Annotated in this window: 20 protein-coding genes; 10 read left to right on the top strand and 10 right to left on the bottom strand. The window is 71.5% G+C overall.

Annotated elements, in window-relative coordinates:
- Window positions 1-60: 60 nt before the first annotated feature.
- Together QMK28_RS10140 and QMK28_RS10135 are read right to left on the bottom strand one after the other, a co-directional pair.
- Window positions 61-963, bottom strand: a complete 903-nt coding sequence (locus tag QMK28_RS10140) for a siderophore-interacting protein (protein WP_326436725.1) — start codon at window positions 961-963, stop codon at window positions 61-63.
- Between the two features lie 51 nt (window positions 964-1,014).
- Window positions 1,015-1,929, bottom strand: a complete 915-nt coding sequence (locus QMK28_RS10135) for a 5'-3' exonuclease (protein WP_326436777.1) — start codon at window positions 1,927-1,929, stop codon at window positions 1,015-1,017.
- 301 nt (window positions 1,930-2,230) lie between these two features.
- Between QMK28_RS10135 and QMK28_RS10130 the strand changes: the two genes are divergently transcribed.
- The 3 genes from QMK28_RS10130 (at window position 2,231) to QMK28_RS10120 (ending at window position 6,907) form a co-directional block, all read left to right on the top strand.
- Window positions 2,231-3,382, top strand: a complete 1,152-nt coding sequence (locus QMK28_RS10130; RefSeq protein WP_326436724.1) for a quaternary amine ABC transporter ATP-binding protein — start codon at window positions 2,231-2,233, stop codon at window positions 3,380-3,382.
- On the top strand, window positions 3,375-5,996 hold the full coding sequence (locus QMK28_RS10125; RefSeq protein ID WP_326436723.1) for an ABC transporter permease/substrate binding protein: 2,622 nt from the start codon (window positions 3,375-3,377) through the stop codon (window positions 5,994-5,996). Before QMK28_RS10130 ends, QMK28_RS10125 begins: the two co-directional genes overlap by 8 nt.
- Before the next feature lie 185 nt (window positions 5,997-6,181).
- Window positions 6,182-6,907, top strand: a complete 726-nt coding sequence (locus tag QMK28_RS10120) for a helical backbone metal receptor (RefSeq protein ID WP_326436722.1) — start codon at window positions 6,182-6,184, stop codon at window positions 6,905-6,907.
- Here QMK28_RS10120 and QMK28_RS34235 read toward each other — a convergent pair.
- Both QMK28_RS34235 and QMK28_RS10115 read right to left on the bottom strand, forming a co-directional pair.
- Window positions 6,828-7,151 carry a DUF7848 domain-containing protein gene (locus QMK28_RS34235; protein WP_443050632.1) on the bottom strand — a complete coding sequence of 108 codons (324 nt, stop codon included), beginning with the start codon at window positions 7,149-7,151 and terminating at the stop codon, window positions 6,828-6,830. The two genes, QMK28_RS10120 and QMK28_RS34235, sit on opposite strands and share 80 nt — an antisense overlap.
- Complete coding sequence (locus tag QMK28_RS10115; protein WP_326436721.1) at window positions 7,151-7,582, bottom strand: ATP-binding protein; 432 nt, start codon at window positions 7,580-7,582, stop codon at window positions 7,151-7,153. The genes QMK28_RS34235 and QMK28_RS10115 overlap by 1 nt, the downstream gene beginning before the upstream one ends.
- Before the next feature lie 159 nt (window positions 7,583-7,741).
- Here QMK28_RS10115 and QMK28_RS10110 point away from each other — a divergent pair, with 159 nt between their 5' ends.
- Entirely contained in the window at window positions 7,742-9,019 is a 1,278-nt protein-coding gene (locus QMK28_RS10110; protein ID WP_326436720.1) for a helix-turn-helix transcriptional regulator, read from the top strand.
- Here the strand turns inward: QMK28_RS10110 and cutA are convergent, their stop codons facing one another.
- Window positions 9,020-9,472 (bottom strand): divalent-cation tolerance protein CutA, encoded by a 453-nt coding sequence (gene cutA / locus QMK28_RS10105; protein ID WP_326436719.1) that lies wholly within the window; start codon window positions 9,470-9,472, stop codon window positions 9,020-9,022. It abuts the gene before it with no gap.
- A 70-nt stretch (window positions 9,473-9,542) separates the two neighbouring features.
- Entirely contained in the window at window positions 9,543-10,664 is a 1,122-nt protein-coding gene (locus tag QMK28_RS10100; RefSeq protein ID WP_326436718.1) for a TDT family transporter, read from the bottom strand.
- Window positions 10,665-10,734: 70 nt separating this feature from the next.
- Between QMK28_RS10100 and QMK28_RS10095 the strand changes: the two genes are divergently transcribed.
- Complete coding sequence (locus QMK28_RS10095; protein WP_326436717.1) at window positions 10,735-11,709, top strand: LysR family transcriptional regulator; 975 nt, start codon at window positions 10,735-10,737, stop codon at window positions 11,707-11,709.
- Window positions 11,710-11,938: 229 nt separating this feature from the next.
- On the opposite strand, the gene QMK28_RS10090 is transcribed toward QMK28_RS10095, so the two are convergent.
- From QMK28_RS10090 to QMK28_RS10080, 3 genes are all read right to left on the bottom strand, one after another.
- Window positions 11,939-12,655: a gamma-glutamyl-gamma-aminobutyrate hydrolase family protein gene (locus tag QMK28_RS10090; protein ID WP_326436716.1), complete on the bottom strand. Its 717-nt coding sequence runs from the start codon at window positions 12,653-12,655 to the stop codon at window positions 11,939-11,941.
- 114 nt (window positions 12,656-12,769) lie between these two features.
- Entirely contained in the window at window positions 12,770-14,281 is a 1,512-nt protein-coding gene (gene eat, locus QMK28_RS10085; protein ID WP_326436715.1) for an ethanolamine permease, read from the bottom strand.
- Window positions 14,282-14,569: 288 nt separating this feature from the next.
- Window positions 14,570-15,349 carry a FadR/GntR family transcriptional regulator gene (locus tag QMK28_RS10080; RefSeq protein WP_443050623.1) on the bottom strand — a complete coding sequence of 260 codons (780 nt, stop codon included), beginning with the start codon at window positions 15,347-15,349 and terminating at the stop codon, window positions 14,570-14,572.
- Between the two features lie 84 nt (window positions 15,350-15,433).
- On the opposite strand from QMK28_RS10080, the gene QMK28_RS10075 reads away from it, so the two are divergent.
- From QMK28_RS10075 to QMK28_RS10060, 4 genes are all read left to right on the top strand, one after another.
- A complete protein-coding gene (locus tag QMK28_RS10075; protein ID WP_326436714.1) occupies window positions 15,434-16,801 on the top strand; it encodes a glutamine synthetase family protein in 1,368 nt (455 codons plus the stop codon).
- A gap of 176 nt (window positions 16,802-16,977) precedes the next feature.
- The gene (locus QMK28_RS10070; protein ID WP_326436775.1) at window positions 16,978-18,324 is read left to right on the top strand and encodes an aldehyde dehydrogenase family protein; all 1,347 of its coding nucleotides are present in this window, start codon (window positions 16,978-16,980) and stop codon (window positions 18,322-18,324) included.
- A gap of 5 nt (window positions 18,325-18,329) precedes the next feature.
- The gene (locus QMK28_RS10065; protein WP_326436713.1) at window positions 18,330-19,112 is read left to right on the top strand and encodes a 3-oxoacyl-ACP reductase; all 783 of its coding nucleotides are present in this window, start codon (window positions 18,330-18,332) and stop codon (window positions 19,110-19,112) included.
- A 138-nt stretch (window positions 19,113-19,250) separates the two neighbouring features.
- Complete coding sequence (locus QMK28_RS10060) at window positions 19,251-20,258, top strand: DUF2510 domain-containing protein (RefSeq protein ID WP_326436774.1); 1,008 nt, start codon at window positions 19,251-19,253, stop codon at window positions 20,256-20,258.
- Window positions 20,259-20,371: 113 nt separating this feature from the next.
- Here the strand turns inward: QMK28_RS10060 and QMK28_RS10055 are convergent, their stop codons facing one another.
- Window positions 20,372-21,571, bottom strand: a complete 1,200-nt coding sequence (locus QMK28_RS10055; RefSeq protein ID WP_326436712.1) for an amino acid deaminase/aldolase — start codon at window positions 21,569-21,571, stop codon at window positions 20,372-20,374.
- 796 nt (window positions 21,572-22,367) lie between these two features.
- Between QMK28_RS10055 and QMK28_RS10050 the strand changes: the two genes are divergently transcribed.
- Window positions 22,368-23,279, top strand: coding sequence for a hypothetical protein (locus QMK28_RS10050; RefSeq protein WP_326436711.1), 912 nt, complete (start codon window positions 22,368-22,370; stop codon window positions 23,277-23,279).
- The last annotated feature ends 122 nt before the right edge of the window (window positions 23,280-23,401 follow it).

Below are 23,401 nucleotides of genomic sequence, written 5' to 3'. Positions count from 1 at the left end.
GGGGTGCGGCCCGGCAGGGTACCCCCCGCGCCGGGCCGCACGCTCGCACCGGGGCGGGCTTCAGGAGTTCGCCGGAACCCCGGCCGCGTTCTTCGTCCGCTGCCGGTTCTCCTGCTCCGGGTTCTCCTGCTCCGCCTCCACCTGCTGATTCCACTCGCGCTTGGAGGCCTGCCAGCCGTCCTCGTCGTGCCCGCGCCGCCAGTAGCCGGAGATCGACAGTCGCTCGCGCGGGACCTCCCGCTCGACGCGCAGCCAGCGGCGCAGCTCCTTCACGAAGCCCGCCTCGCCGTGTACGAACGCCTGCACCCGGCCGGGCGGCAGCGGCATCGCGCGGACGGCGGAGACCAGTGAGTCGCCGGCCTGCGAGCCGTCGCGGTGCAGCCAGACGATCTCGGCGCCGGCCGGGACGGTCAGCGCCTGCCGCTCCTGTTGGCCCGCCACCTCGATGAAGACGCGGACCGGCGCTTCGCTGAGGTTCTCGCTCAGCCGCTCCAGCGCGGCGGCGATGGCCGGCAGCGCGCTTTCGTCGCCCACCAGGAGGTGCCAGTCGGCGTCCGCGCGGGGGGCGTACTCGCCGCCGGGGCCGAGGAAGAGCACTTCCGCGCCGGGCTTGACGCCGGCCGCCCACGGTCCGGCCAGGCCCGAGTCGCCGTGCACGACGAAGTCCACCGCCAGCTCGCGGGTCTTCGGGTCCCAGCTGCGCACGGTGTACGTCCGGGTGACCGGCCACTGGTCGCGGGGCATGTCGCGGCGGACGGCCTCCATGTCGAGCGGCTCGGGGTAGTCGACCCCGTCCTTGAGGAACAGCAGCTTGATGTAGTGGTCGGTGCAGTCGCCCGCGCCGAAGTCCGCCAGATTGCCGCCGCCCAGTACCACCCGCACCATGTGCGGGGTGAGCTGTTCGGTACGCACCACCTGGGCCCGGTTCAGCTGTGGTTTTTTGCGGGCCGGACGGTCTGCCACGGCATCTCCCCTGTGATCAGCCAGTTGGTTAGGTTTACCTAACCTAACAGCTCAGTCCTGCAGGGTGGAGAGCAGACGGTGCAAAGAGCCTCCCAAACCCCACTGCTCGGCCAGCGCGTCGAGCCGCTCCGGATCGTGCGGCTCGTCGGGCAGCGCCATATCGACGTCCGGCGGCAGCGGCACGTCCATGGCGACGCCCACCACCGTGGGGGCCACCGCGAGGTAGGGCCGCGACTCGTCGAGCCGCCTGCGCTGGACCGGGGTCAGCTTCGAGGCCGGGTCGCCGACCGCGACCATGATCCCGGCGAGGTCGCCGTACGCGGCCAGCAGCTTGGCCGCGGTCTTCTCGCCGACGCCCGGCACGCCCGGCAGCCCGTCGCTCGGGTCGCCGCGCAGCAGCGCGAGGTCCGCGTAGCCGGAGCCGTCCACGCCGTACTTCTCGCGCAGCAGGGACTCGTCCACGATCTGCAGGGTGCCCACGCCCTTGAGCGGGTAGAGCACCCGCACCCCGCGCTCGTCGTCGACCAGCTGGTAGAGGTCGCGGTCGCCGGTGACGATGTCGACCGGGCCGCGCGCCAGCCCGGTGAGGGTGCCGATGACGTCGTCCGCCTCGTAGTGCGGCACACCGATCCGGGCGATGCCGAGCGCGTCGAGCACCTCCTCGATCACCCGCACCTGCGGGGTCAGCGTGTCCGGCATCTCCTCGACGTCCGGGCCTTGGCCCGCCAGGACCTCCTCGGCGACCCGGTGCGCCTTGTAGGAGGGGATCAGGTCGACCCGCCACTGCGGACGCCAGTCGGCGTCCATACAGGCGACCAGGTCGTCGGGGTGGTGGTCCTGGACGAGCCGGGCGATGAAGTCGAGCAGTCCGCGCACCGCGTTCACCGGGGTGCCGTCGGGGGCTCTGACGGAATCCGGCACCCCGAAGTAGGCGCGGAAGTAGAGGGAAGCGGTGTCGAGGAGCATCAGTCGTCGGGTCACCCCACGATGATGCCGCATCAGCACATCCGCTTATCGGTCATAAACCACTAATTCAGCACAGACCGCCGCGGTAAACCTCGGACATATGTGAACTGGATCACCGGATGGTTTGCGCCCCATAAGTCCGGGCAGCCGCACACCTGGAGCGGACCGTTCATGGATTCAACTATCACGGCGGCCCAGCGGGCCGAACCCGCGCCGTTCTACGACCCAGTCTCTGCCGTGGGCAGGGGGCGGCCCATCGGCCGGCGAGACGGGACGTTTCAGTTCGACCCGAGAGGTGTATGTGTCCAGGCTGCAAGCTGAGCACCTGTACAAAGTGTTCGGCAGACGACCCGATGACGCGGTGCGACGACTCGAAGGCGGCGCCAGCCGCGAAGAGTTGCGGGCCGACGGCACGACCGCCGCGGTGGTCGATGCGTCGTTCACCGTCGAGGCGGGTCAGATATTCGTGGTCATGGGCCTCTCCGGCTCAGGAAAGTCCACACTGCTGCGCATGCTCAACGGGCTGCTGGAGCCCACGGCCGGACGTGTCCTCTTCGATGATCAGGACTTGACCGCCCTGAGCCCCAAGGACCTCCGCTCGGTGCGCGCCCAGAAGATCAGCATGGTCTTCCAGCACTTCGCGCTGTTCCCGCACCGCAGTGTGCTGGAGAACGCCGCGTACGGGCTGGAGGTGCAGGGGATACCCCGCGAGGAGCGCATGAAGCGCGCCACCGAGGCCCTGGAACTCGCCGGCCTCAAGGGCTGGGAGAAGTCCTGGCCCGACGAGCTGTCCGGCGGTATGCAGCAGCGCGTGGGCCTGGCCCGCGCGCTCGCCACCGACGCCGACCTGCTGTTGATGGACGAGTCCTTCAGCGCCCTCGACCCGCTCATCCGCCGCGATATGCAGGACCAGCTCCTGGAGCTGCAGAAGCGGCTGAAGAAGACCATCGTCTTCATCACCCACGACCTCAACGAAGCCATGCGGCTCGGCGACAACATCGCCGTGATGCGGGACGGCGAGATCGTCCAGATCGGCACCGCCGAGGACATCCTCGTCACCCCGGCCAATGACTACGTGGCGTCCTTCACCCAGGACGTCGACCGCTCACGGGTGCTCACCGCCGGCGCGATCATGGCCGATGTGGAGACCGCACTCGGTGCGAAGACGGGCCTGAGCAAGGTGCTCCGCACCGACCAGGACGTGTTCGACGCCGCGCCCGCCACGGTGAGCGCGGACACCCCGATCATCGAGCTCTTCACCCCGTGCTCCACCAGCGACCAGCCGGTCGCCGTGATCGGCGAGGACGGCGCGCTCATCGGCGTCGTACCCCGCGCGCGGCTGCTGGCCGTGCTGGGCGAGCCGATGCTGGAGAACGAGGCTTCCCACGCGCCGGGCGACGCCCCGCGCGACGAGGCCGAGAGTGACGAGGGCAAGGTGACCGCAGGTGCCTAGGATCGAAATCGGCAGTTGGGCCGACTCGGTCGTCGAGTGGCTCCGAGACAACTTCAGCTTGCTGTTCAACTTCATCACCAAAGTCCTGACCGGGATGTACGACGGGCTGTACGAACTGTTCGCGGCCCCCGGGTTCTGGCTGCTCGCAGGCATCTTCGCGCTGCTCGCCTGGTGGCTCCGAGGACTGCTGCCCGGCCTCCTCACCTTCGTCGGCTTCATGATCATCGACTCGATAGAGCTCTGGGACGAGGCGATGCAGAGCCTCTCGCTGGTGCTCGTCGCCGGTGTGATCACCATCGTGATCGCGGTGCCGCTCGGTATCTGGGCCTCCCGTAGCCGTGCCGTGGGCGGCGCGCTGCGCCCCGTGCTGGACTTCATGCAGACGATGCCGGCGATGGTCTACCTGCTGCCGGGCATCCTCTTCTTCGGCCTCGGCGTGGCGCCCGGCATCATGGCGACGATCATCTTCTCGATGGCGCCGTGCATCCGGATGACCGAGCTCGGCATCCGCCAGGTCGACCCGGAGCTGGTCGAGGCGGCGGACGCGTTCGGCACTACTCCCAGCCGCACGCTCTTCCGCGTACAGCTGCCGCTCGCGCTGCCCACCATCATGGCGGGCGTCAACCAGACGATCATGCTGGCGCTGTCCATGGTCGTCATCGCCGGCATGGTCGGCGGCGAGGGCCTCGGCTCCACCGTCTACCAGGCGATCAGCTCGGTCGACGTGCCGCTCGGCACCGAGGGCGGTCTCGCGGTCGTCATCCTCGCGATGTACCTGGACCGGATGACCGGTGCGCTCAACCAGCGCGTCTCCCCGCTCGGCCGGCGCGCGCTGGCCAAGGCGAACGCGCTCAGCGGCATGAAGGTGCTGCACTGGAAGCCCGCCACCTCGATGGCGATGGCCGGCGTCGTCGTCCTCGCGCTCGTCGCGGGCGGCCTGAACGTCTTCGGCAAGAGCGGGGACTCCGAGCCCTCCGCCACCGACGTCGGCGGCGGTCGCCCGATCAGCCTCGGCTACGTCAACTGGGACGAGGGCACGGCCTCCACGTACCTGTGGAAGGAAATCCTCGAACAGCGCGGATTCAAGCCGCAGGCGAAGCCCCTTGACGCCGGCGCGCTCTACACCGGCCAGGCACGCGGCGACATCGACATCCAGACCAACTCCTGGCTGCCGACGACCCACGCGGCGTACTGGAAGAAGTACAAGAACAAGCTGGAAGACTTCGGCGCCTGGTACGACAAGACCTCGCTGGAGATCGCCGTGCCGTCCTACGTCAAGGGCGTGAAGTCGCTCGACGACCTCAAGGGCAAGGGCGCCAAGTTCAAGGGCCGGATCGTCGGCATCGAGCCGGGCGCCGGCGAGATGAAGATCTACAAGAACAAGGTCGCGAAGGACTACGGCCTCGGCAGCGAGTACAAGCTCGTGCAGAGCTCGACCGCCTCGATGCTGGCCGAGCTGGATCGCGCGGTCGCGAAGAAGGAACCGATCGCGACCACGCTCTGGACCCCGCACTGGGCGTACGACAAGTACAAGCTGACCAAGCTGAAGGACCCGAAGGGATCCTTCGGCAAGGGCGACGGCCTTCACACCCTCGGCCGGAAGGGCTTCTCCAAGGACGAGCCCCAGGTCGCGCAGTGGATGAAGGACTTCAAGCTGGACGAGAAGCAGCTCGGCGGCCTCGAAGGCGAGATCAAGGACGCCGGCACCGGCCATGAGCAGGAGGCCGTGCAGTCCTGGCTCAAGAAGCACCCGGGCCTGGTCGACAAGCTGGCGCCGGTCAAGAGCAGCGCCGGTAAGGCCGACAAGAAGGGCAAGGACGCGGGCGCCGCGCCGCACATCGGTCACTTCGACTGGGACGAGTCGGTCGCCACCACATACCTGTGGAAGGACGTCCTGGAGCGCCGCGGCTACCGGCCGAAGCTCTCACGGCTCGACGTCGGCGCGGTCTTCGCCGGCCTGTCCGACGGGCAGCTCGACGTCGAACTCGACGGCTGGCTCCCGGTCGCGCAGAAGCAGTACTGGGACAAGTACAAGAAGGATCTCGTCGACCTGGGCCCCTGGTACGACAAGACCTCGCTGGAGATCGCCGTGCCGTCCTACGTCAAGGGCGTGAAGTCCCTGGAGGACCTCAAGGGCAAGGGCGGCAAGTTCAAGGGCCGGATCGTCGGCATCGAACCGGGCACCGGGGCGATGAAGCGGCTCAAGGGCAAGGTCCTGAAGGAGTACGGCCTCGGCAGCGAGTACAAGGTCGTCGATGGTTCCTCTCCCGCGATGCTCACCGAGCTGGAGCGCGCGTACGCCAAGAAGGAGCCGATCGCGGTCGTGCTCTGGACGCCGCACTGGGCGTACAGCAAGTACAAGCTGAACAGGCTGGAGGACCCCAAGAAGGCCTGGGGCGCCAACAACGAGATCCGCTCGCTGGGGCACAAGTCCTTCCCGAAGAAGTTCCCCGAGTTCAGTGGATGGCTGAAGGACTGGCACATGAACAACAAGCAGCTCGCCAGCCTTGAGCAGTCCATCCTCGAAGCGGGCAAGGGCAAGGAGAAGGAGGGCGTCGACAAGTGGATCGACGCCAACCCGGGCATCGTCGACAAGATGGCCCCGGTGAAGTAGCCGCACTCCAGCGGGCACTTCAGAAAGCACTTCAGCGCGCAGAGCCCCGTCACCGGCATCCAGCCGGCGGCGGGGCTCGCTGGTTGTGGGCGGACGGCCCCAGGCATGACCATGGACGCGGGCGTGGCTGCCCGTACCCGTACCACGCCCCGCCCCGCCCGCCGCCCAGGGAAAGGCCCCCGCCCATGCGTGTCGTCTCGCTCGTGCCCTCGCTGACCGAGGCGGTGGCCGTCACCGCCCCCGGCCTGCTCGTCGGTGCGACCGACTGGTGCAGCCACCCGGCCGGCCTCGACGTGGTCCGGATCGGCGGCACCAAGAACCCCGACACCGCCCGGATCATCGCGCTCGCGCCCGACCTGGTCATCGCCAACGAGGAGGAGAACCGCGCACCGGACCTGGCCGCGCTGCGCGCCGCCGGCGTCGAGGTGCTCGTCACCGAGGTGCGCGCACTGGACGGGGCGTTCCGGGAGCTGGAGCGCGTACTGGTGCGCGGCTGCGGGCTGGTCCGGCCGAAGTGGCTGGACGAGGCGGAGGCCGCCTGGTCGCGGGTGTCCGCCGACTCCCCGCGCCGGCGCGCCGCCGTGCCGATCTGGCGGCGGCCGTGGATGGTGCTCGGCCGGGACACCTTCGCGGGGGACCTGCTGGCGCGGCTCGGGGTCGACAACGCGTACGTCTCGCACGAGGAGCGCTATCCGCGCGTCCCGCTCGACGAGCTGAACGCGGCGGGTCTCGACCTCGTGGTGCTGCCCGACGAGCCGTACCGCTTCGCCGCGTCCGACGGACCCGAGGCGTTCCCCGAGCTGCCCGCGGCGCTGGTCAGCGGGCGTCATCTCACCTGGTACGGGCCTTCGTTGGCGGAGGCGGCGGGGGTGCTTGGCGCGGCACTGCGAGTGGCACGCCGTCAGACGTAGGTTCAGCCAGAGATGTGGCATCGGCCGGCGACGCGCGGAAGAAGCTGGTGATGGTGCTTCGGAACCCCGTGTGACCGGTGCGGCCCGCATGCTGGAGACACCATGTCTCCGGGCCTTCCGTGTCGTCCGCCGCATCCGAGGATGTCCCGCAGGTTGCGCATTCCGTGACATAAATCGGCCCGCTGCCCGAGGTGCCAACGCTCAGCGTCCAGTCCACGAACCGCCACACCGAGCGCGCCGCCATCACGACCACCGCCCGGCACCAGCAGGCGTCACCACGGCCCACACCGATTTGCCGACCCCATCGCGGTCATTCACGCCCCAGCGATCCGAGAGCTCAGCCACGATGAGCAGCCCCCGCCCGTTGGCTGCTTCCACGTCTGGCGCTCGTAGCTCGGGATGCTCGCGAGCCGCGTCATGCACTTCGATCCGTACGCCGTCGTCCGCTCGCGCATAACGGGTCTCGATCTCCCGGCCGGGTGGGACGTGGGCATGCCGCACGGCATTCGTGAGCAGTTCCGACAGCACTACCGCTGCGGGGTCCTGGACTGATTCCAGACCCCATTCACTCAACGTCTTGCGCAAGTCCGCACGCGCCATGCCGACGCAGCGGGCATTGCGGGCCCAACGCCGCGCCACCGATGGCCCGTGCGCGTCTCCCTCTCCGGATTTCATGCCTCACAGCTTCGGAGTCCGACGCTCCGGCTGTTAGCCCACGAGGGGTACCCCTACCGTGGGTAGACTCGTAAGGAAGATCGCAGCGCATTCCGACCGAGCATCGGGGGCCTCTGGATCATGCGTTACGTGACACCATCAACGGCCTTACCTCCCCGTGTGCTTGAGCGGGAAGACGTGCGACAGGCGCTTTCCAGACGCGACTTCGGCACCGTCTTTCGGATCGCACGCCAGTGGGGCGGGATCAGCTACAACCAGCTCGCCGAGGCTTGTGGCATCAAGCCCGAGCGGGTCGGCACGATGGCGCGGGGCCGGGGGGAGATCACCTCCCTTGCGAAGTTCGAAGAGATCTCCGATGCGCTACGGATCCCAGGCAACATGATCGGGCTCGCATCCCGCCCATGGGAGACCGCCTCCACTCCGCGGGTGACCACTCCCGCATTGAGACAGCCCACCGGGTCAGTCATGCTGGCCCCAGAGCCCGGGCCATGGGAGGTAGCAGAGTTGGCACGCCGCACGCACGCCACCGACGTAGGACCGGCCGACTTGGAAACGATCGCTCAGGCGATCGACCAGTTGTGCCGCGCCTACCCGTACATGCCCGCCGACCAGCTCCACCAGCAGGCCCGCGCGGGCATCCGTCACGTCACGGATACTCTCGCCGGTCGCACCACCCTGACCCAACATCGTGAACTGCTGGTGTCCGCCGGTTGGCTGTTCCTGCTCGGCGGATGCCTTGAGTACGACATGGGCCAACGCCAGGCAGCAGAGGCCAGCCGAGCCGCCGCCCTGTGTATCGGGCTGGAGGCTGGACACGGCGAGATCTCCGCTTGGTCCTGGGAACTCGGTGCGTGGTTCGCCCTGACGCAGGGACGCTACGAAGACGTGATCAACTGCGTCGACGCCGGTCACCGGTCCGACCGGGCGCACAGCATCGGAGTGCAGCTCTACGCCCAACAAGCCAAGGCGTACGCACGTATGGGAGACGCCCGCCAGGTGCGTGCCACGCTCGACGCCGGGCGGGCCCGCCTCGAACGGCTTCCCCGGCCGGAGCACCGCGAGCATCATTTCGTGATCGACCCCGATAAGTGGGATTTCTACGAGATGGACGCCTACCGGATGCTCGGCGACGACGAACGCGCAGCCGTCCACGCACATGAGGTCGTACGTCTGGGCACAGCCCCCGACGGAACCGAGATCTCGCCGATGCGGGTGGCCGAGGCCCGCCTCACACTCGGAGTGACCGCCGCCCGATCGGGTGAGCTGGAGGAAGCCGTAGCCATCGGCGCGCGAGCGCTGGAGACGTCGCGCAGGTCCCTGCCGTCCCTGCTTCTGGTCGCCGGAGAGCTGACCGCTGAGCTGGACCGCCGATACCCGCGCGAAGCTGTCGCACGACAGTTTCAGGCGCAGGTGTCACATGTGGCCAACGCGCTCTGATCAGTCCGCCACGGTGCGAGACACCCAATCCACGTACGCCGCAGCACCCGCCACGACGGGTACCGCAGTGATCTCAGGGCTCTTCCACGGATGATGTTGCAACAGGTGCGCTTCAAGAGCCGGGTAACGGGCGGCAGTCGTCTTGAAGATAACTTGCCACTCCTCGCCCTCTCCGAACTCACCCAGGTGCCAGAACAGCGACGCCACTGGGCCGACGACTTGCACGCCCGCAGCCAGCCGGGCCTCAGTCGCACTCCTGCCCAGCGCCACGGCTGTCTCACGGCTTTCCGTTGCTGTGTAGACGTGAAGGCAATCAGTCATGTTCCGAGGGTAGACATGAGCGCGGAGCGCCTGCCAGTGCCTGTTGCGTACTGCCCTGCGGCTCGCCACGTCCTGGGCAGTTTCTCTGGCTCGGTTCGCTCCCACCTTGCCGTGATCGATCAGCACTGACATGCCCGCTCTATCGATCACAGCCCTCACCAGGTAGGTCGCTTGAGAGGCTGGGACGCCATCTGGCGCGAAGTCACACTCGCTCGGGCGCTGCGAGCAACGCCCCGCTGAGCAGGCCCCGCACCGTACGCACCCCGGTCACCGCCCACGCCGCGACCAGGAAGACGTACAGCCCGGCCGCCAGCCAGCCGAACGCGTGCAGCCCGGTGTGCCCAGCCAGTCCGGCCGCGCCGGTGACGCAGGTGCCGACCGGGAAGGTGAAGCCCCACCACGGCATCGCGAACGGCATCCCGCGCCGCGCCGCGCGCAGCGCCATCGCTGCGGACAGCGCCAGCCACAGCAGCGCGAAGCCCATCACCGGTACCCCGTAGAGCACCGCGAAGGCGTCCAGCGCGCCCGCGTACGGGGTTCCTACGGCGCCCGGTGCGACGTCGGCCAGGTTGTTCACGGCCGTGGTCGACTGGCCGAGCGGGCCGAGGACCAGGAACAGGGTGGGGGTCAGGGCCAGCGGCAACGGGCCGTGGTGGATCAGGCGGGAGAAGATCAGGGGCAGCATGATCAGTGTCGCGAGCAGGCTCAGGCCGAACAGCGCCCAGCAGCCCAGCAGCATCGCCTCGCGCCACTGTCCGGCGGGCAGGTGGGGCGCCAGGGCCGGGCCGAGCGCGCCCGAGACCATCGGTGCGACCACCGGCAGCAGCCAGACGGGCGAGGCGCTGCCCGGCTCGACGCGGTGCCGGGTCACCATCAGATACGGGATGGCGGCGGCGCAGACCAGGCCGATGAGGGTGCCGATCGACCACAGCACCACGTCGGCGGCGAGTGCGGCCCGCGAACCGAGCACGTCCGCGCCGACCGACAGGGTGCCGCCGCCGACCGCGAGCAGGGCCATGGCCAGACAGCCGTAGAACGGCGCGACCGCCGGGTCCAGCAGATGGCGGCGGGCCTGGTCGGGGTGGCGCAGCCAGTGCGCGCAGCGCGCGGCGAGCAGGGCCGCCAGCATCAGCGCGGACAGCGCCCAGAGCGTGACGCACAGCGCGCGCAGGCCGGGCACCTGCTGCGGCAGCGCGGCCCCCGCGTTCGCGACGATCGCGGTGCCCATCACCGTGGCGTACCAATTGGGGCCCAGGTGGCGCACCGAGCCGCGGGAGCGGGGTTCGGCGGCGGGCAGGAGGCGCGGTTGCGCGAGGAGGGCCATGCTTCCACGATCGGGCCGGACACCGGCCCCCACCAGGGAGTCCTGGTCTATGAGGGCATAAGCTGGCTTTATGGGCAGCGCACGGGAAAGCCGTACACAGCGGGAAAGTCGTACCCAGGGGACGCGGGACGACCCGGTCGCCACGCTCGCGCACCGGGTGCCCGATCTGGGCGCGCTGGAGCTGCTGCTCGCGGTCGCCCGGCTCGGCAGCCTGGGTCGCGCGGCCAGGGAGGTCGGCGTCAGCCAGCCCGCCGCGAGCAGCCGGATCCGTTCCATGGAACGCCAGTTGGGCGTCACGCTGCTGGACCGCTCGCCCACCGGCTCCCGGCTCACCGAGGTCGGCGCGCTGGTCACCGACTGGGCCCGGCGGATCGTGGACGCCGCCGAGGCGTTCGACGCGGGCGCGCAGGCGCTGCGGCACCGGCGCGACTCCCGGCTGCGGGTGGCGGCGAGCATGACCATCGCGGAGTATCTGCTGCCCGGCTGGCTGATCGCGCTGCGCGGGCAGCGTCCGGACACCGCCGTCTCGCTGCTCGCCGGAAACTCGGCGGCGGTCGCCGAGCGGCTGCTCGCCGGCGAGGCGGACCTCGGGTTCGTCGAGGGGCTGGACGTGCCGCAGGGCCTGGACGCCGTGGTGATCGGCCACGACCGGCTCATCGTCGTCACCGCCCCCGGCCACCCCTGGGCGCGCCGCCGCGCGCCGCTGGGCCCGGACGAGCTGGCGGCCACCCCGCTCGTGCTGCGTGAGCGCGGATCGGGCACCCGGCAGGTGCTCGACGCCGCACTGGACGCGTACGGCGGCCTCGCGACCCCGCTGCTCGAACTCTCCTCGACCACCGCGCTCAAGGCCGCGGTGCTCAGCGACGCCGCCCCGTCCGTACTGAGCGAGCTGGCGGTCCGTGAGGAGCTGGCCGCGCACCGGCTGGCGCAGATCCCGGTCGAGGGCGTACGGCTGCGCCGCGAGTTGCGCGCGGTCTGGCCCACGGGCAGCCGGCCCGCCGGCCCGGCCCGCGACCTGCTCGCGCTGACCCGGCCGGCGGGCTGACGGACAGTTGGCCTGGTTGCCTGGTCGCCTGTTGGTCGGCTGTCCTGCTGGACCGGGGTCCGCAGCCCGCTGGACGACCGGTCGGTGCTGCTTCAGCCGCGCCTGGTGGGCAACGCCGGTCGCTCGCCCAGCTCGCCGCATCTCGCCCGTTTCGTCCATCAGGAGCGGGCGGGCTGACGCGGGGGAGCGGGGCGGTCCGGCGGCCCGCCGCTCGCGCGCTCCGCGCCCGCTAAGCCCCGGCGGCAGGCCGGCCCGCGGCCTCGACCAGCGACCGCGCTACCCGTAGATCGTCCCCGGCCTCCGGATGCCACTGCACGCCCACCGCGTAGCCAGCGCCGGGCAGTTCGACCGCCTCGACGGTGCCGTCGTCCGTGTGGGCGGAGGCGATCAGGCCGCGGCCGAGCCGGCCCAGGCCCTGGTGGTGATAGGTCGGCACGGCCAGCGGTTCGGGCAGTACTTCGCCGAGCAGCGTCCCCAGGACCGGGTTCACGTCGTGCCGGGCGAACACCCCGGCCGGGCCGCTGTGCCCGTTGTGTCCGACCGCGTCCGGCAGATGCTGGACGAGGGTGCCGCCCAGCGCGACGTTCATCAGCTGCATGCCCCGGCAGATGCCCAGCAGCGGTACCCCGGTGGCCAGGGCCGCTTCGATCAGGGCGAGTTCCCAGGCGTCCCGCTCCGGCGCGGGCGGTCCGGTCCGAGGATGCGGGTCGGCTCCGTAGCGTCCCGGCTCGACGTCGGGCCCGCCCGAGACCACCAGGCCGTCCAGCCGGGCCAGCACTGTCCTGGCCTCGGCCGGGTCGTCCGGCGGCAGCATCACCGCGAGGCCGCCCGCGCGCTGCACGAGCCGGTGGTAGCCGGACGGGAGCAGCGCGGCGGGCAGGTGCCAGACGCCCCACCGCACCGACTCGTCGAGGTAGGTGCTGATGCCGATGAGCGGCTTGGGCACAGGGGGTCTCCGATCGGTCGTTCGCGCACTCGCGGCGCTGGGCGTGCGTCGACTGTGTCAGCCGCGTTCGGGTCGGGTGCGCCGGTGTCACGCACGTGTACGCGCGCGTTGGCGTCAGTCGCGTTCGAGTTCGGCCTCGGCGGCGGCCAGCGCCGCGAACTCCTCCTCGGGCGCGGCGGCGACGAGCCGGTGCCGCGAGTAGAAGGCGAAGTAGGCCAGGGCCACCGCGTACACCCCGAGCGCGATGAACGCCGCGTCCTTGTCCACCAGGAAGGTGGCCGCCAGCGCGGAACACGCGAGCACGAAGGCCACCGAGGAGGTGATCATGCCGCCCGGCGTGCGGTACGGGCGGTGCAGGCCCGGCTCGCGGCGGCGCAGCACTATGTGCGAGAGCGACATCAGGGCGTACGAGATGGTCGCGCCGAAGACCGCGACGTTGAGCATCCGGGCGCCGTCGCCGGTCGCCGCGGCGAGCGCGAAGCCGAGCGCGCCGGGCACCAGCAGGCCGAGGTAGGGGGCCTTGCGGCGGCTCGTCAGGGACAGGAAGCGCGGCAGGTAGCCGGCCCGGGAGAGGGCGAACAGCTGCCGTGAGCCGGCGTAGATGAGCGAGAAGAACGAGGCCACCAGGCCCGCGAGTCCCGCGTAGTTGACGAACCGGCTCAGCGCGGTCGCCTTGCCGTCCGGTTGCAGCGCCTCGACCAGCGGGTTGCCCGCGTCCTGGACGGCGGACGCGCCGCGCGCGCCGGTCGCGGCGAGGAAGGTGAGCAGCGCGAGCACCAGCAGGATGCAGATCGACCAGGCCATCGCCTTGGGGAGGGTGCGGGCCGGGTCCTTGGTCTCCTCGGCGGCGAGCGGCACGCCCTCGACTCCGAGGAAGAACCACATGCCGAACGGGAAGGCCGCCCAGATGCCGAGCACGCCGAACGGGAGCCAGGAGTTGTGGCCGAACGCGCTCGTGTCGGCCGGTATGTCGTTGAGCGCTCCCGAGTCGAACTCGGTGATGGCCCCGAGTCCGAAGATCACCAGCGCGGCCACCGCGATGGCGGTCACCACGAGGCTGAAGCGCAGCGCCTCGCCCACGCCCCACAGGTGGATGCCGATGAAGATCGCGAAGCACGCGAGGTAGACCGGCCAGCCGGATTCCAGGCCGAAGAGGTTGAGCGACTCGACGTAGTCGCCGATGAAGATGGAGATCGCGGCCGGGGCGAGCACGTACTCGATCAGGATCGCGGTGCCGGTGAGGAAGCCGCCCCAGGTGCCCAGCGCGCGGCGGGCGAAGCCGTAGCCGCCGCCCGCGGTCGGCAGCACCGACGACAGCTCGGCGAGCGAGAACACCATGCAGGTGTACATCAGCCCCATCAGGACCATGGCGATGGCCAGACCGCCGAAGCCGCCTTCGGCCAGCCCGAAGTTCCAGCCGGAGAAGTCACCGGAGACGACATAGGCGACGCCGAGCCCGGTGAGCAGCAGCGGGCCCGCGGTGCCCCGGCGCAGCGCGCGCCGCTGAAGGTACTCGTCGCCGGGGGCGTCCGTGGGCGCCGCCGCGGAGCCGTCCGCGCCGGACGTACGGTCCGCGGGGGCGGCGGGGGGTGGTGATGCGGAGGGAGACTCGGGGCCGTCGGGCATGTGCCGCTCCTGCCAAGATGGGTAAAGGTTTGGTGCCATACCTTTATGGTCGGCGGCGCTCGTGCGCAAGACCCTTGCGTTAAAGATTGGTTACGGTCGCCGCGGGCGGCCTGAGCGGCGGCCTGAGCGGCGGCCTGAGCGGCGGCCTGAGCGGCGGCCTGAGCGGCGGCCTGAGCGGCGGCCTGAGCGGCGGCCCGGAGGCCGGCCCGGTCGGCCGCTCGCCTGCGCAGCCGGGCCGCCGGACGGCTTACCCGGGCCGCCCGGACGGCGTACCCGGGCGGCCCTGCGTCAGGCCAGAAACCCGCGCAGCAGCGCCGCCGTGCCCGCGCAGTGCTCGCGCGTCACCTCGCGCGCCCCGTCCGCGTCGCCCTCCAGCACCGCTTCGACCAGCGCCGCGTGCTGCTGCTGCGAATGCTCCAGGTTCCGCACCAGCAGCGGAATGCAGTCCAGCAGATCGTTCACATTCGCCCGCACCGCCGCGTACCGCGCGGCGACCGACGGCGAGCCCGACAGCTCGGCCAGCGTCAGATGCAGCATCGTGTCCAGCCGCCGGTAGTCCGCCAGCGGGGCGTCCTGGGTCGCGGCCAGCGCCGCCCGCAGCCGGTCCGCCTGCTCCTCGGAGAGGCCGTGCACCGCGCACAGCCCGGCCGCGCCCACCTCCAGCACCTCGCGGAAGCGCAGCGTGTCCTCCACGTCCAGCTGCCCGACCCGCCGCCGCAGCTCGTCCTCGGCGCCGCCGGCCGCCACCTCGGGGCGCTGCCGGACGAACGTGCCGCCGTACCGCCCCCGCCTGCTCTCCACCAGGCCCTGCTCCTGCAACACCTTCAGCACCTCGCGCAGCGTCATCCGGCTCACGCCCAGCCGTTCCGCGAGGTCGCGCTCGGCGGGCAGCCGCTCCCCGCGCGGGACCAGGCCGAGCCGCACCACCTGGAGTATCTGCTCCAGCGCCTCCTCGAAGCCGTTGCCCGCCCGGACCGGCCGCAGCACCGGCGCCAGCCGGTCCGCCGCGGCGGCGTCCCGGGTCGCCTCGGCGTCGTCCGCGGCGGTGTCCTCCATCGGCGAATCCATCAGGTCCTCCAACGAGTCTCTTCCCAATCAATGGTTCGTGTGCCTACCTTATGACCTCTGGTTGCACCGACAGGAGGAATTCCCGTGGCAGACCGCACACCCCCGCTGTCCGTCGAGGAGCTGCGCATGCTCGTCGACTCCGGGGAGATCGACACTGTCGTCCTCGCCTTCACCGATATGCAGGGAAGGCTGCAGGGCAAGCGGTTCGCCGCCCCGTTCTTCCTCAAGGAAGTGCTGGAACACGGCACCGAGGGCTGCAACTACCTGCTCGCCGTCGACGTCGACCTCAACACCGTCGACGGCTACGCGATGGCGTCCTGGGACCGTGGCTACGGCGACTTCGCCATGCGCCCCGACCTCTCCACGCTGCGCCGCACGCCCTGGAACGAGGGCACCGCGATGGTCACCGCCGACCTCGGCTGGCACGACGGCACCCCCGTCGTCGCCTCCCCGCGGCAGATCCTGCGCCGCCAGCTCGACCGGCTCGCCGAGCGCGGCTGGAGTGCCTACGCGGGCACCGAGCTGGAGTTCCTGGTCTTCAACGACACCTTCGAGGAAGGCTGGAGTCGCGGCTACCGCGACATGAACCCGGCCAACCAGTACAACGTCGACTACTCCGTCCTCGGCACCAGCCGGGTCGAGCCGCTGCTGCGCCGCATCCGCAACGAGATGGGCGCCGCGGGCATGACGGTGGAGTCCGCGAAGGGCGAGTGCAATCTCGGCCAGCACGAGATCGTCTTCGTCTACGACGAGGCGCTCACCACCTGCGACCAGCACGTCGTCTACAAGACCGGGGCCAAGGAGATCGCCGCGCAGGAGGGCAAGTCGCTCACCTTCATGGCGAAGTACAACGAGCGCGAGGGCAACTCCTGTCACATCCACCTCTCGCTCCGCGACGAGGCGGGCAACCATGTGATGGCCGACGAGGACGGCCCGTACGGCATGTCCGAGACCATGCGGCACTTCCTCGCCGGGCAGGTCGCCGCGATGCGCGACTTCACCCTGCTCTACGCCCCCAACATCAACTCCTACAAGCGCTTCCGGCCCGGCTCCTTCGCGCCCACCGCCGTCGCCTGGGGCCCGGACAACCGGACCTGCGCGCTGCGCGTCATCGGCCACGGCCCGTCCCACCGCTTCGAGAACCGGCTGCCCGGCGGCGACGTGAACCCCTACCTCGCGGTCGCCGGCATGGTCGCGGCGGGCCTGTACGGCGTGGAGAACAAGCTCGAACTCCCCGAGGCGTGCACCGGTAACGCCTACGACGGCGACGCGGCCCACGTCCCCACCAGCCTGCGGGAGGCCGCCGAGCGCTGGAAGGCGAGCCCCATCGCCCGCGCCGCCTTCGGCGACGAGGTCGTCGAGCACTACCTGCACATGGCGAACGTCGAGCAGAAGGCATACGACGCGGCCGTCACGGACTGGGAGCGCTTCCGGTCCTTCGAACGCATGTGACGGCGGACCCGCCCGACGCGGCGGGTCGGGCCGGGAGACGGCCCGGGACCACGATCCTGGAGAACCCCAGCACAGGAGAAAGCAGCTTGTCCGAGCACCGCGCCCAACAGGGCGGCCCAGAGCACCACGCGGCAGAGCACGACGCCGCGGAGCACCATGTCGCGGAGCACCGCGTACTGAACCCGGCGACCGAAGAAGTCATCGCCACTGTCCCCGCCTCGACCCCGGCCGACGCCGACGCCGCAGTCCTGCGGGCCGCGAGAGCCCAGCGGGCCTGGGCGGCGCTCGCCCCCGCCGACCGGGCGCGGCTGCTGCGCCGCTTCGCGATCGTCGTGGACGACCACCTGGAAGAACTCGCCCAGCTGGAGGTCCGCGAAGCGGGCCACCCCATCGGCAACGCCCGCTGGGAGGCCGGCAACGTCCGCGACCTGCTCGACTACGCGGCCGGCGGAGTCGAGCGGCTCAGCGGCCGGCAGATCCCGGTGGCGGGCGGACTGAACGTCACCTTCCATGAACCGCTCGGCGTCGTCGTGGTGATCGCGCCGTGGAACTTCCCGATGCCGATCGCCGCCTGGGGCGCCGCCCCCGCGCTCGCCGCCGGCAACGCCGTCATCCTCAAGCCCGCCGAGACGACCCCGCTGACCGCGCTGCGGCTCGCCGCGCTCGCGCTGGAGGCGGGGCTGCCCGAGGGACTCTTCCAGGTGCTGCCCGGCGCGGGACCGGTGGTGGGCAACGCCCTGGTCGAACACCCCGGCGTGGCCAAGGTCGTCTTCACCGGCTCCACCCCGGTCGGCAAACAGATCATGGCCAAGTGCGCGGCCGGCGTGAAGCGGGTGACCCTCGAACTCGGCGGCAAGAGCCCCAACATCGTCTTCGACGACGCCGACCTGGAGCGCGCCGCCGCCGCCGCGCCCGGCGCCTTCCTCGACAACACCGGCCAGGACTGCTGCGCCCGCAGCCGCATCCTGGTCCAACGGAGTGTCTACGACCGGTTCCTGGAACTGCTGGAGCCCGCCGTCCGGGCCGTCACCGTCGGCGACCCCGCCGACCCCGCCACCGGCATGGGCCCGCTCATCTCGGCCGCCCAGCGGGACCGGGTGCGCTCCTACGTCCCGCAGAACGCCACCGCCGCGATCCGCGGCGAAGCGCCCGGCGGCAAGGGCTTCTGGTACCCGGCGACCGTCCTGACCCCCGCCACGGCCGACGAGCCGGTGGCCGTCGAGGAGATCTTCGGCCCGGTGGCCGTACTGCTCCCCTTCGACGACGAGGCCGACGCCGTACGGCTGGCCAACGCGACCCCGTACGGACTGTCCGGGTCGATCTGGACCCGCGACGTAGGCCGCGCCCTGCGCATGTCGCGTGCCGTCGCGGCGGGCAACCTGTCCGTCAACTCGCACAGCGCGGTGCGCTACTCGACCCCCTTCGGCGGATTCCGCGAATCCGGCCTCGGCCGGGAACTGGGCCCCGACGCCCTCGCGGCCTTCACCGAGACCAAGAACGTCTTCATCAGCACGGAGGAATGACCACGATGACCGACACCAACGTCTGCCGCCGCCTTGTCGGCCGCACCGCCGTGATCACCGGAGCCGGCAGCGGCATCGGCCTCGCCACCGCCCGCCGCTTCGCCGCCGAGGGCGCGAACGTCGTCTGCGCCGACATCGACGAGAACGCGGGCAAGGCCGCCGCCGCCGAGGTCGGCGGGCTCTTCGTGCAGGTCGACGTCACCGATCAGGAGCAGGTCGAAGCGCTCTACAAGACCGCCTTCGACACCTACGGCTCGGTCGACATCGCCTTCAACAACGCGGGCATCTCACCGCCCGACGACGACTCGATCCTGACCACCGGACTCGACGCCTGGCGGCGCGTCCAGGAGGTCAACCTCACCTCCGTCTACCTCTGCTGCAAGTACGTCCTGCCCTACATGCGGGAGCAGGGCAGGGGCTCGATCATCAACACCGCGTCCTTCGTGGCGAAGATGGGCGCCGCCACCTCGCAGATCAGCTACACCGCCTCCAAGGGCGGGGTGCTCGCGATGTCCCGCGAGCTGGGCGTCCAGTTCGCCCGCGAGGGCATCCGGGTCAACGCGCTCTGCCCCGGCCCGGTCAACACCCCGCTGCTCAAGGAGCTCTTCGCGACGGACCCGGAGCGGGCCGCGCGCCGGCTGGTGCACGTGCCCGTCGGCCGGTTCGCCGAGCCGGAGGAGATCGCCGGCGCGGTCGCCTTCCTCGCCAGCGACGACTCCTCGTTCGTCAACGCCGCCGAATTCCTGGTGGACGGCGGCATCGCGGGGGCCTACGTCACCCCGGTGTAGCGGCGCGAGCCCTTCGGAGCGGGAGACTCCGGACTGCTGCCGGACTGCTGCCGGGCGTCGCGCGACGCCCGGCAGCCGTTACGGGTGGGACGCACGTGTACTGATGGGAAGGCTTACCCATAAGGTGACCGCGTGAGTATGACGACCCCGCCCGGCTGGTATCCAGACCCAGGGCACACAGGCAACGGCCCGCTTCTGGAGCGCTGGTGGGACGGCTCCGCGTGGACCGACCACACCCGAGCCGCGCAGGGCGCCGCGTACGCGCCCGTACAGCAGCCGCAGCAGCCTCCGCCGGCACAGCAGCAGCCCGGTTTCGGCCCGGCGCAGCCGCTCGGGCCGTCCGGAGCGCCCGCCCCCGGTTACGGGATGCCGCCCGGCGGCACGGGCGGGAACGGCGGCGGGCGGCGGCGCGGACCGATGATCGCGGCCATCGTCGGCGCGGTCGTCCTGGTCGCGGCCATCGTCGGCGGCGTCGTCCTGCTGAACCAGGACGACGACAGCGGCAACGAAGCCGAGCCCAAGCCGAGCGCGACCTCCGCGAAGCCCTCGCCGGAGGAGCAGCGGACGGAGGAGCCCGCCCCGACGCCCAGCCAGGACCCGAACGTCGTGGAGGACCAGCTCAACGGCATCACGCTGCCGGCCCCGAAGGACTGGCGGCAGGGCCGCAGCGACTCCGGCGGCGCGGGCCTCACCAAGGACGACTACACCTGCCCGCAGAAGAACTCGGGCATGTGTGTGCGCGGCGGCGTCTTCACCAATACGGCCACGGGCTACAAGGCGGACACCGCCGAGGGCGTCGCCAAGGAGGACATCGAGCAGAACGCGGAGGAGTCCTACGGCAAGGACCCGCTGACCGAGAAGCAGATGTACGGCGGCATCAAGTCGCACAAGAAGCTCAAGTCCGAAGCGGTCACCGTCGCCGGGCAGAAGGGCTATCTGGTCCGCTGGAAGCTCGACACCGAGAAGGGCGACGGCGGCTACGTCCAGTCCGTGGTGTTCCCCGCGCCCACCGGCTCGCAGAGCCTGGTCGTGCTGCGCTTCGGCTTCGACGCGAGCGACCAGGGGCCGTCGCTGAAGGTGATGGACGAGATCGTCAAGGGCGTCAAGGCCATCGACGGCGGCAGCGGCGACAGCGACACCGTCTGACGCCGGGCGGCCACTTCGGCGCGGCGGCTCGCCGGCTGTCGCCGGAAGCTCCCCCGGACCGCCGGTCCGGGGGAGCTGTGCCGTGCGACCACAGGGCCATGGAAAAGTCGGGGCTACAGAAAAGTGCGGCCCTCGCCGCGGTACGTCGGCGCCGACTCCACGACCCGGTCCCCCTCGATGAGCCGCAGCGTCTCGAAGCGCTCGCACATCTCGCCGGCCTTCGCGTGCCGGAACCACACCTTGTCGCCGATCAGCAGATCGTCGGCGGGCCCGCCCAGCAGCGGGGTCTGCACCTCGCCCGGCCCCTCCTGCGGGTCGTAGCGCAGCCCGGTGGGGAGGTACGGCACCGGCAGCCGGTCCGGCCCGGCCACTCCGGACGCCGGGTAGCCGCCGCCGAGGACCGTCACCACGCCCACGCCGGGACGCCGTACCACCGGCTGCGCGAACAGCGCCGCCGGGCGGCCCCGGAACGAGGTGTAGTTGTCGAACAGACGCGGCACGAACAGGCCGGAGCCCGCCGCGATCTCCGTCACCGCCTCCTCGGCCGCGGTGTGCTGCACACTGCCCGTGCCGCCGCCGTTCACGAACTCCAGGTCGGACACGCTCCGCAGGGCCCGCACCACCTCGGACCGGCGCGTCGCCAGCTCACGGCGCGCGGCGCTCTGCATCAGCCGGATCGCGCGCGAGCGCACCGGCCGCCCGGCGATCGAGTCGCCGACCCCGGCCACATGCCCCTCGTACGCCATCAGCCCCACCACCCGGAACCCCGGCCGGCGGCCGATCGACCGGGCCAGCTCGGCGAGTTGCCCGGGCTGCCGCAGCGGCGAGCGGCGGGCGCCGATCCGCACCCGGCCGCCCAGCAGCTCCAGCGCGGTGTCCAACTCCAGGCAGACCCGCACTTCTTCGGCGCCGCCCGCGCGGGCCGCGTCGATCAGCGCGAGCTGCGAGACGTCGTCCACCATCACGGTCACCGCGGCGGCGAGCTTCGGATCGGCGGTCAGCTCGGCGAAGCCCTCCCGGTCGGCGGACGGGTAGGCGAGCAGCACGTCCTCGAAGCCCGACCTGGCCAGCCACAGCGACTCGGCGAGGGTGAAGCTCATGATCCCGGCGAATCCCTCGCGACCCAGCACCCGTTCCAGCAGCGACCGGCAGCGCACCGACTTGCTCGCCACCCGGATCGGCTTGCCCTGCGCGCGGCGGACCAGGTCGTCCGCGTTCGCGTCGAAAGCCTCCAGGTCGACGACGGCCACAGGGGCGTCCAGATGGGCGGTGGCCCGGTCGTAGCGGGCTCGGTCGGCAGCAGTGTCGGACATGTGGGCAGCTTGCCAGAACGTCATTACCGCTGGGTAGAGGTGTGATCGGGACAGACCGGTCACGACCGGCGGCGGGCTCCCCCGGCAGCCCGCGCAGCCCGTAGAGTGGCGCGAACGTCGCCGATCACGATCGGCAGGCCGGCAGCGCGCGGGTCCATGGGACGAACATGGACGGACGGGCCCGAACCGGCCTGTGTCAACTGCCGGTCGGGCGGGACGGTGACCAGGTCGCGAAGGGTGCGAGGGGGAGCGCGTGAGTACGGAAGCCGAGCGCGTCGGCTCCCCTCAGGAGGCCGCGCCGCGTCAGCGCCTCCAGACCCACCCGATACCGCCGCGCCCCAGCGCACCACCGCCCCCGGCGAGCCACCGCGCCGCCCCCGGTCACGCACCGGCCCCGACGCCTCCTCCCCGGCCTCCGGTGCGCCCCGCGCCGACGACGCCCCCGCGCCCCAGCGCCCCGCCGGTCGTGCCGGAACACGTGATCCCGCGTCAACCGGCCGCCCCGCCGCACCCGCCAAGCGCCGCAGCCGGCCCACGGGCCGCCCCGTCGGCCGCCCGGCGCGCAGCCGCCCGCACCGGCGCGAACGCGTCGCCGAGCGCCGGCGCGGGCAGCACGCCGTACGCCGGCGCGAGCGCGCCCCCGCGCGGCACGGCCGGCGGGGGACCGAGCGGCGGAACAGCTGCCGGAACGACCGCCGCCATGCCCCCGCTCACCTCCGACTCCCCGGCGGCCAGGGCCTCCAGGGCAGCGCGCCCCTCTCCGCCCAGGACCGCCCCGCGTCCTGAGGAGACCGCTGTGACCATCACCGGCGCGGCCTTCGGAACGCCCCTACGAGCAGCGCCGCCCGGAGCGCCTCCGGCGACGAAGCCGCCCACCGAGCCGCTCTGGCACGAGGTATGGCCGAGCCGCCCGGCGACGAGCACGGCCGTGCGCCCGCCGAACCGCCCGCGCCGGACGCCCGCCCGGATGGCCGCCGCGCTGCTCTGCCTCGTACTGGGCCTCGGACTGACCGGCGGCGCCGCGACCGGGATCTGGCTGAGCGGCGACCCGGACGACGACCCGGCGTCCGGCAGCGGATACACCACGGCACGGGCGCTCTGGCACAACGTGCCCGTGGACGAACTGTTCCCGCGCACGCTGCGCGGGGAACGTGCGGGACCGGGCGGCGCGGACCGGCGTTGGACCAGGGTCGCGGTGGCCCCGGACAGCGGCTGCGCCGACGCGTTCGACCCGCTGCTCGCGAAGGCGCTCTCCCCGGTCGGCTGCAAGCGGCTGCTGCGCGCCACCTACGTCGACGCCACCAGCAGCGGCGTCACCACCGTCGGCATCGTGTTCACCAAGGCCGACCGCGACGGGATGCGGGCGCTGCACAAGCGGTTCGCACGCGAGGACCTCGCCGGGCGCGGCGATCTGCTGCCGCGTCCCTACCGGGCCGAGGGCACCGCCGCCGCCGGCTTCGGTGCGGCGCAGCGCGCGAGCTGGACGCTGGGCGTGCTGACCGACGTCCCCGCCGTCGTCTACGCGGTCTCGGGCTTCGCCGACGGCCGCGAGGTCGCCGACCCGCGCCCCGCCGCCGAGGTGACGCGCTCCGGTTCGACCGCGACCGCGGGGCAGTCCGGCCTCGGGCACGACGCGCACGGCATCGCGGGCCGCGTCGAGCGGCTGCTGCGCAAGGCCGCCGACCGAGCGACGGAGCCGCCCCGATGACCGCGAACAAGCCGCTCCGCACGCCCCTCCCGCGCGCCCGCACGCTCGCCCTGCTGACCGCCGTCACCTTCGCCGTGCTGCCCGCCCTGCCCGCCCAAGCGGACGCCATACGGGATCAGCAA

Origin of the sequence: Streptomyces sp. H27-D2 (genome assembly GCF_035828615.1) — a bacterium.
GTDB lineage: Bacteria > Actinomycetota > Actinomycetes > Streptomycetales > Streptomycetaceae > Streptomyces.
This window is presented reverse-complemented; position numbering and strand designations above follow the sequence as displayed.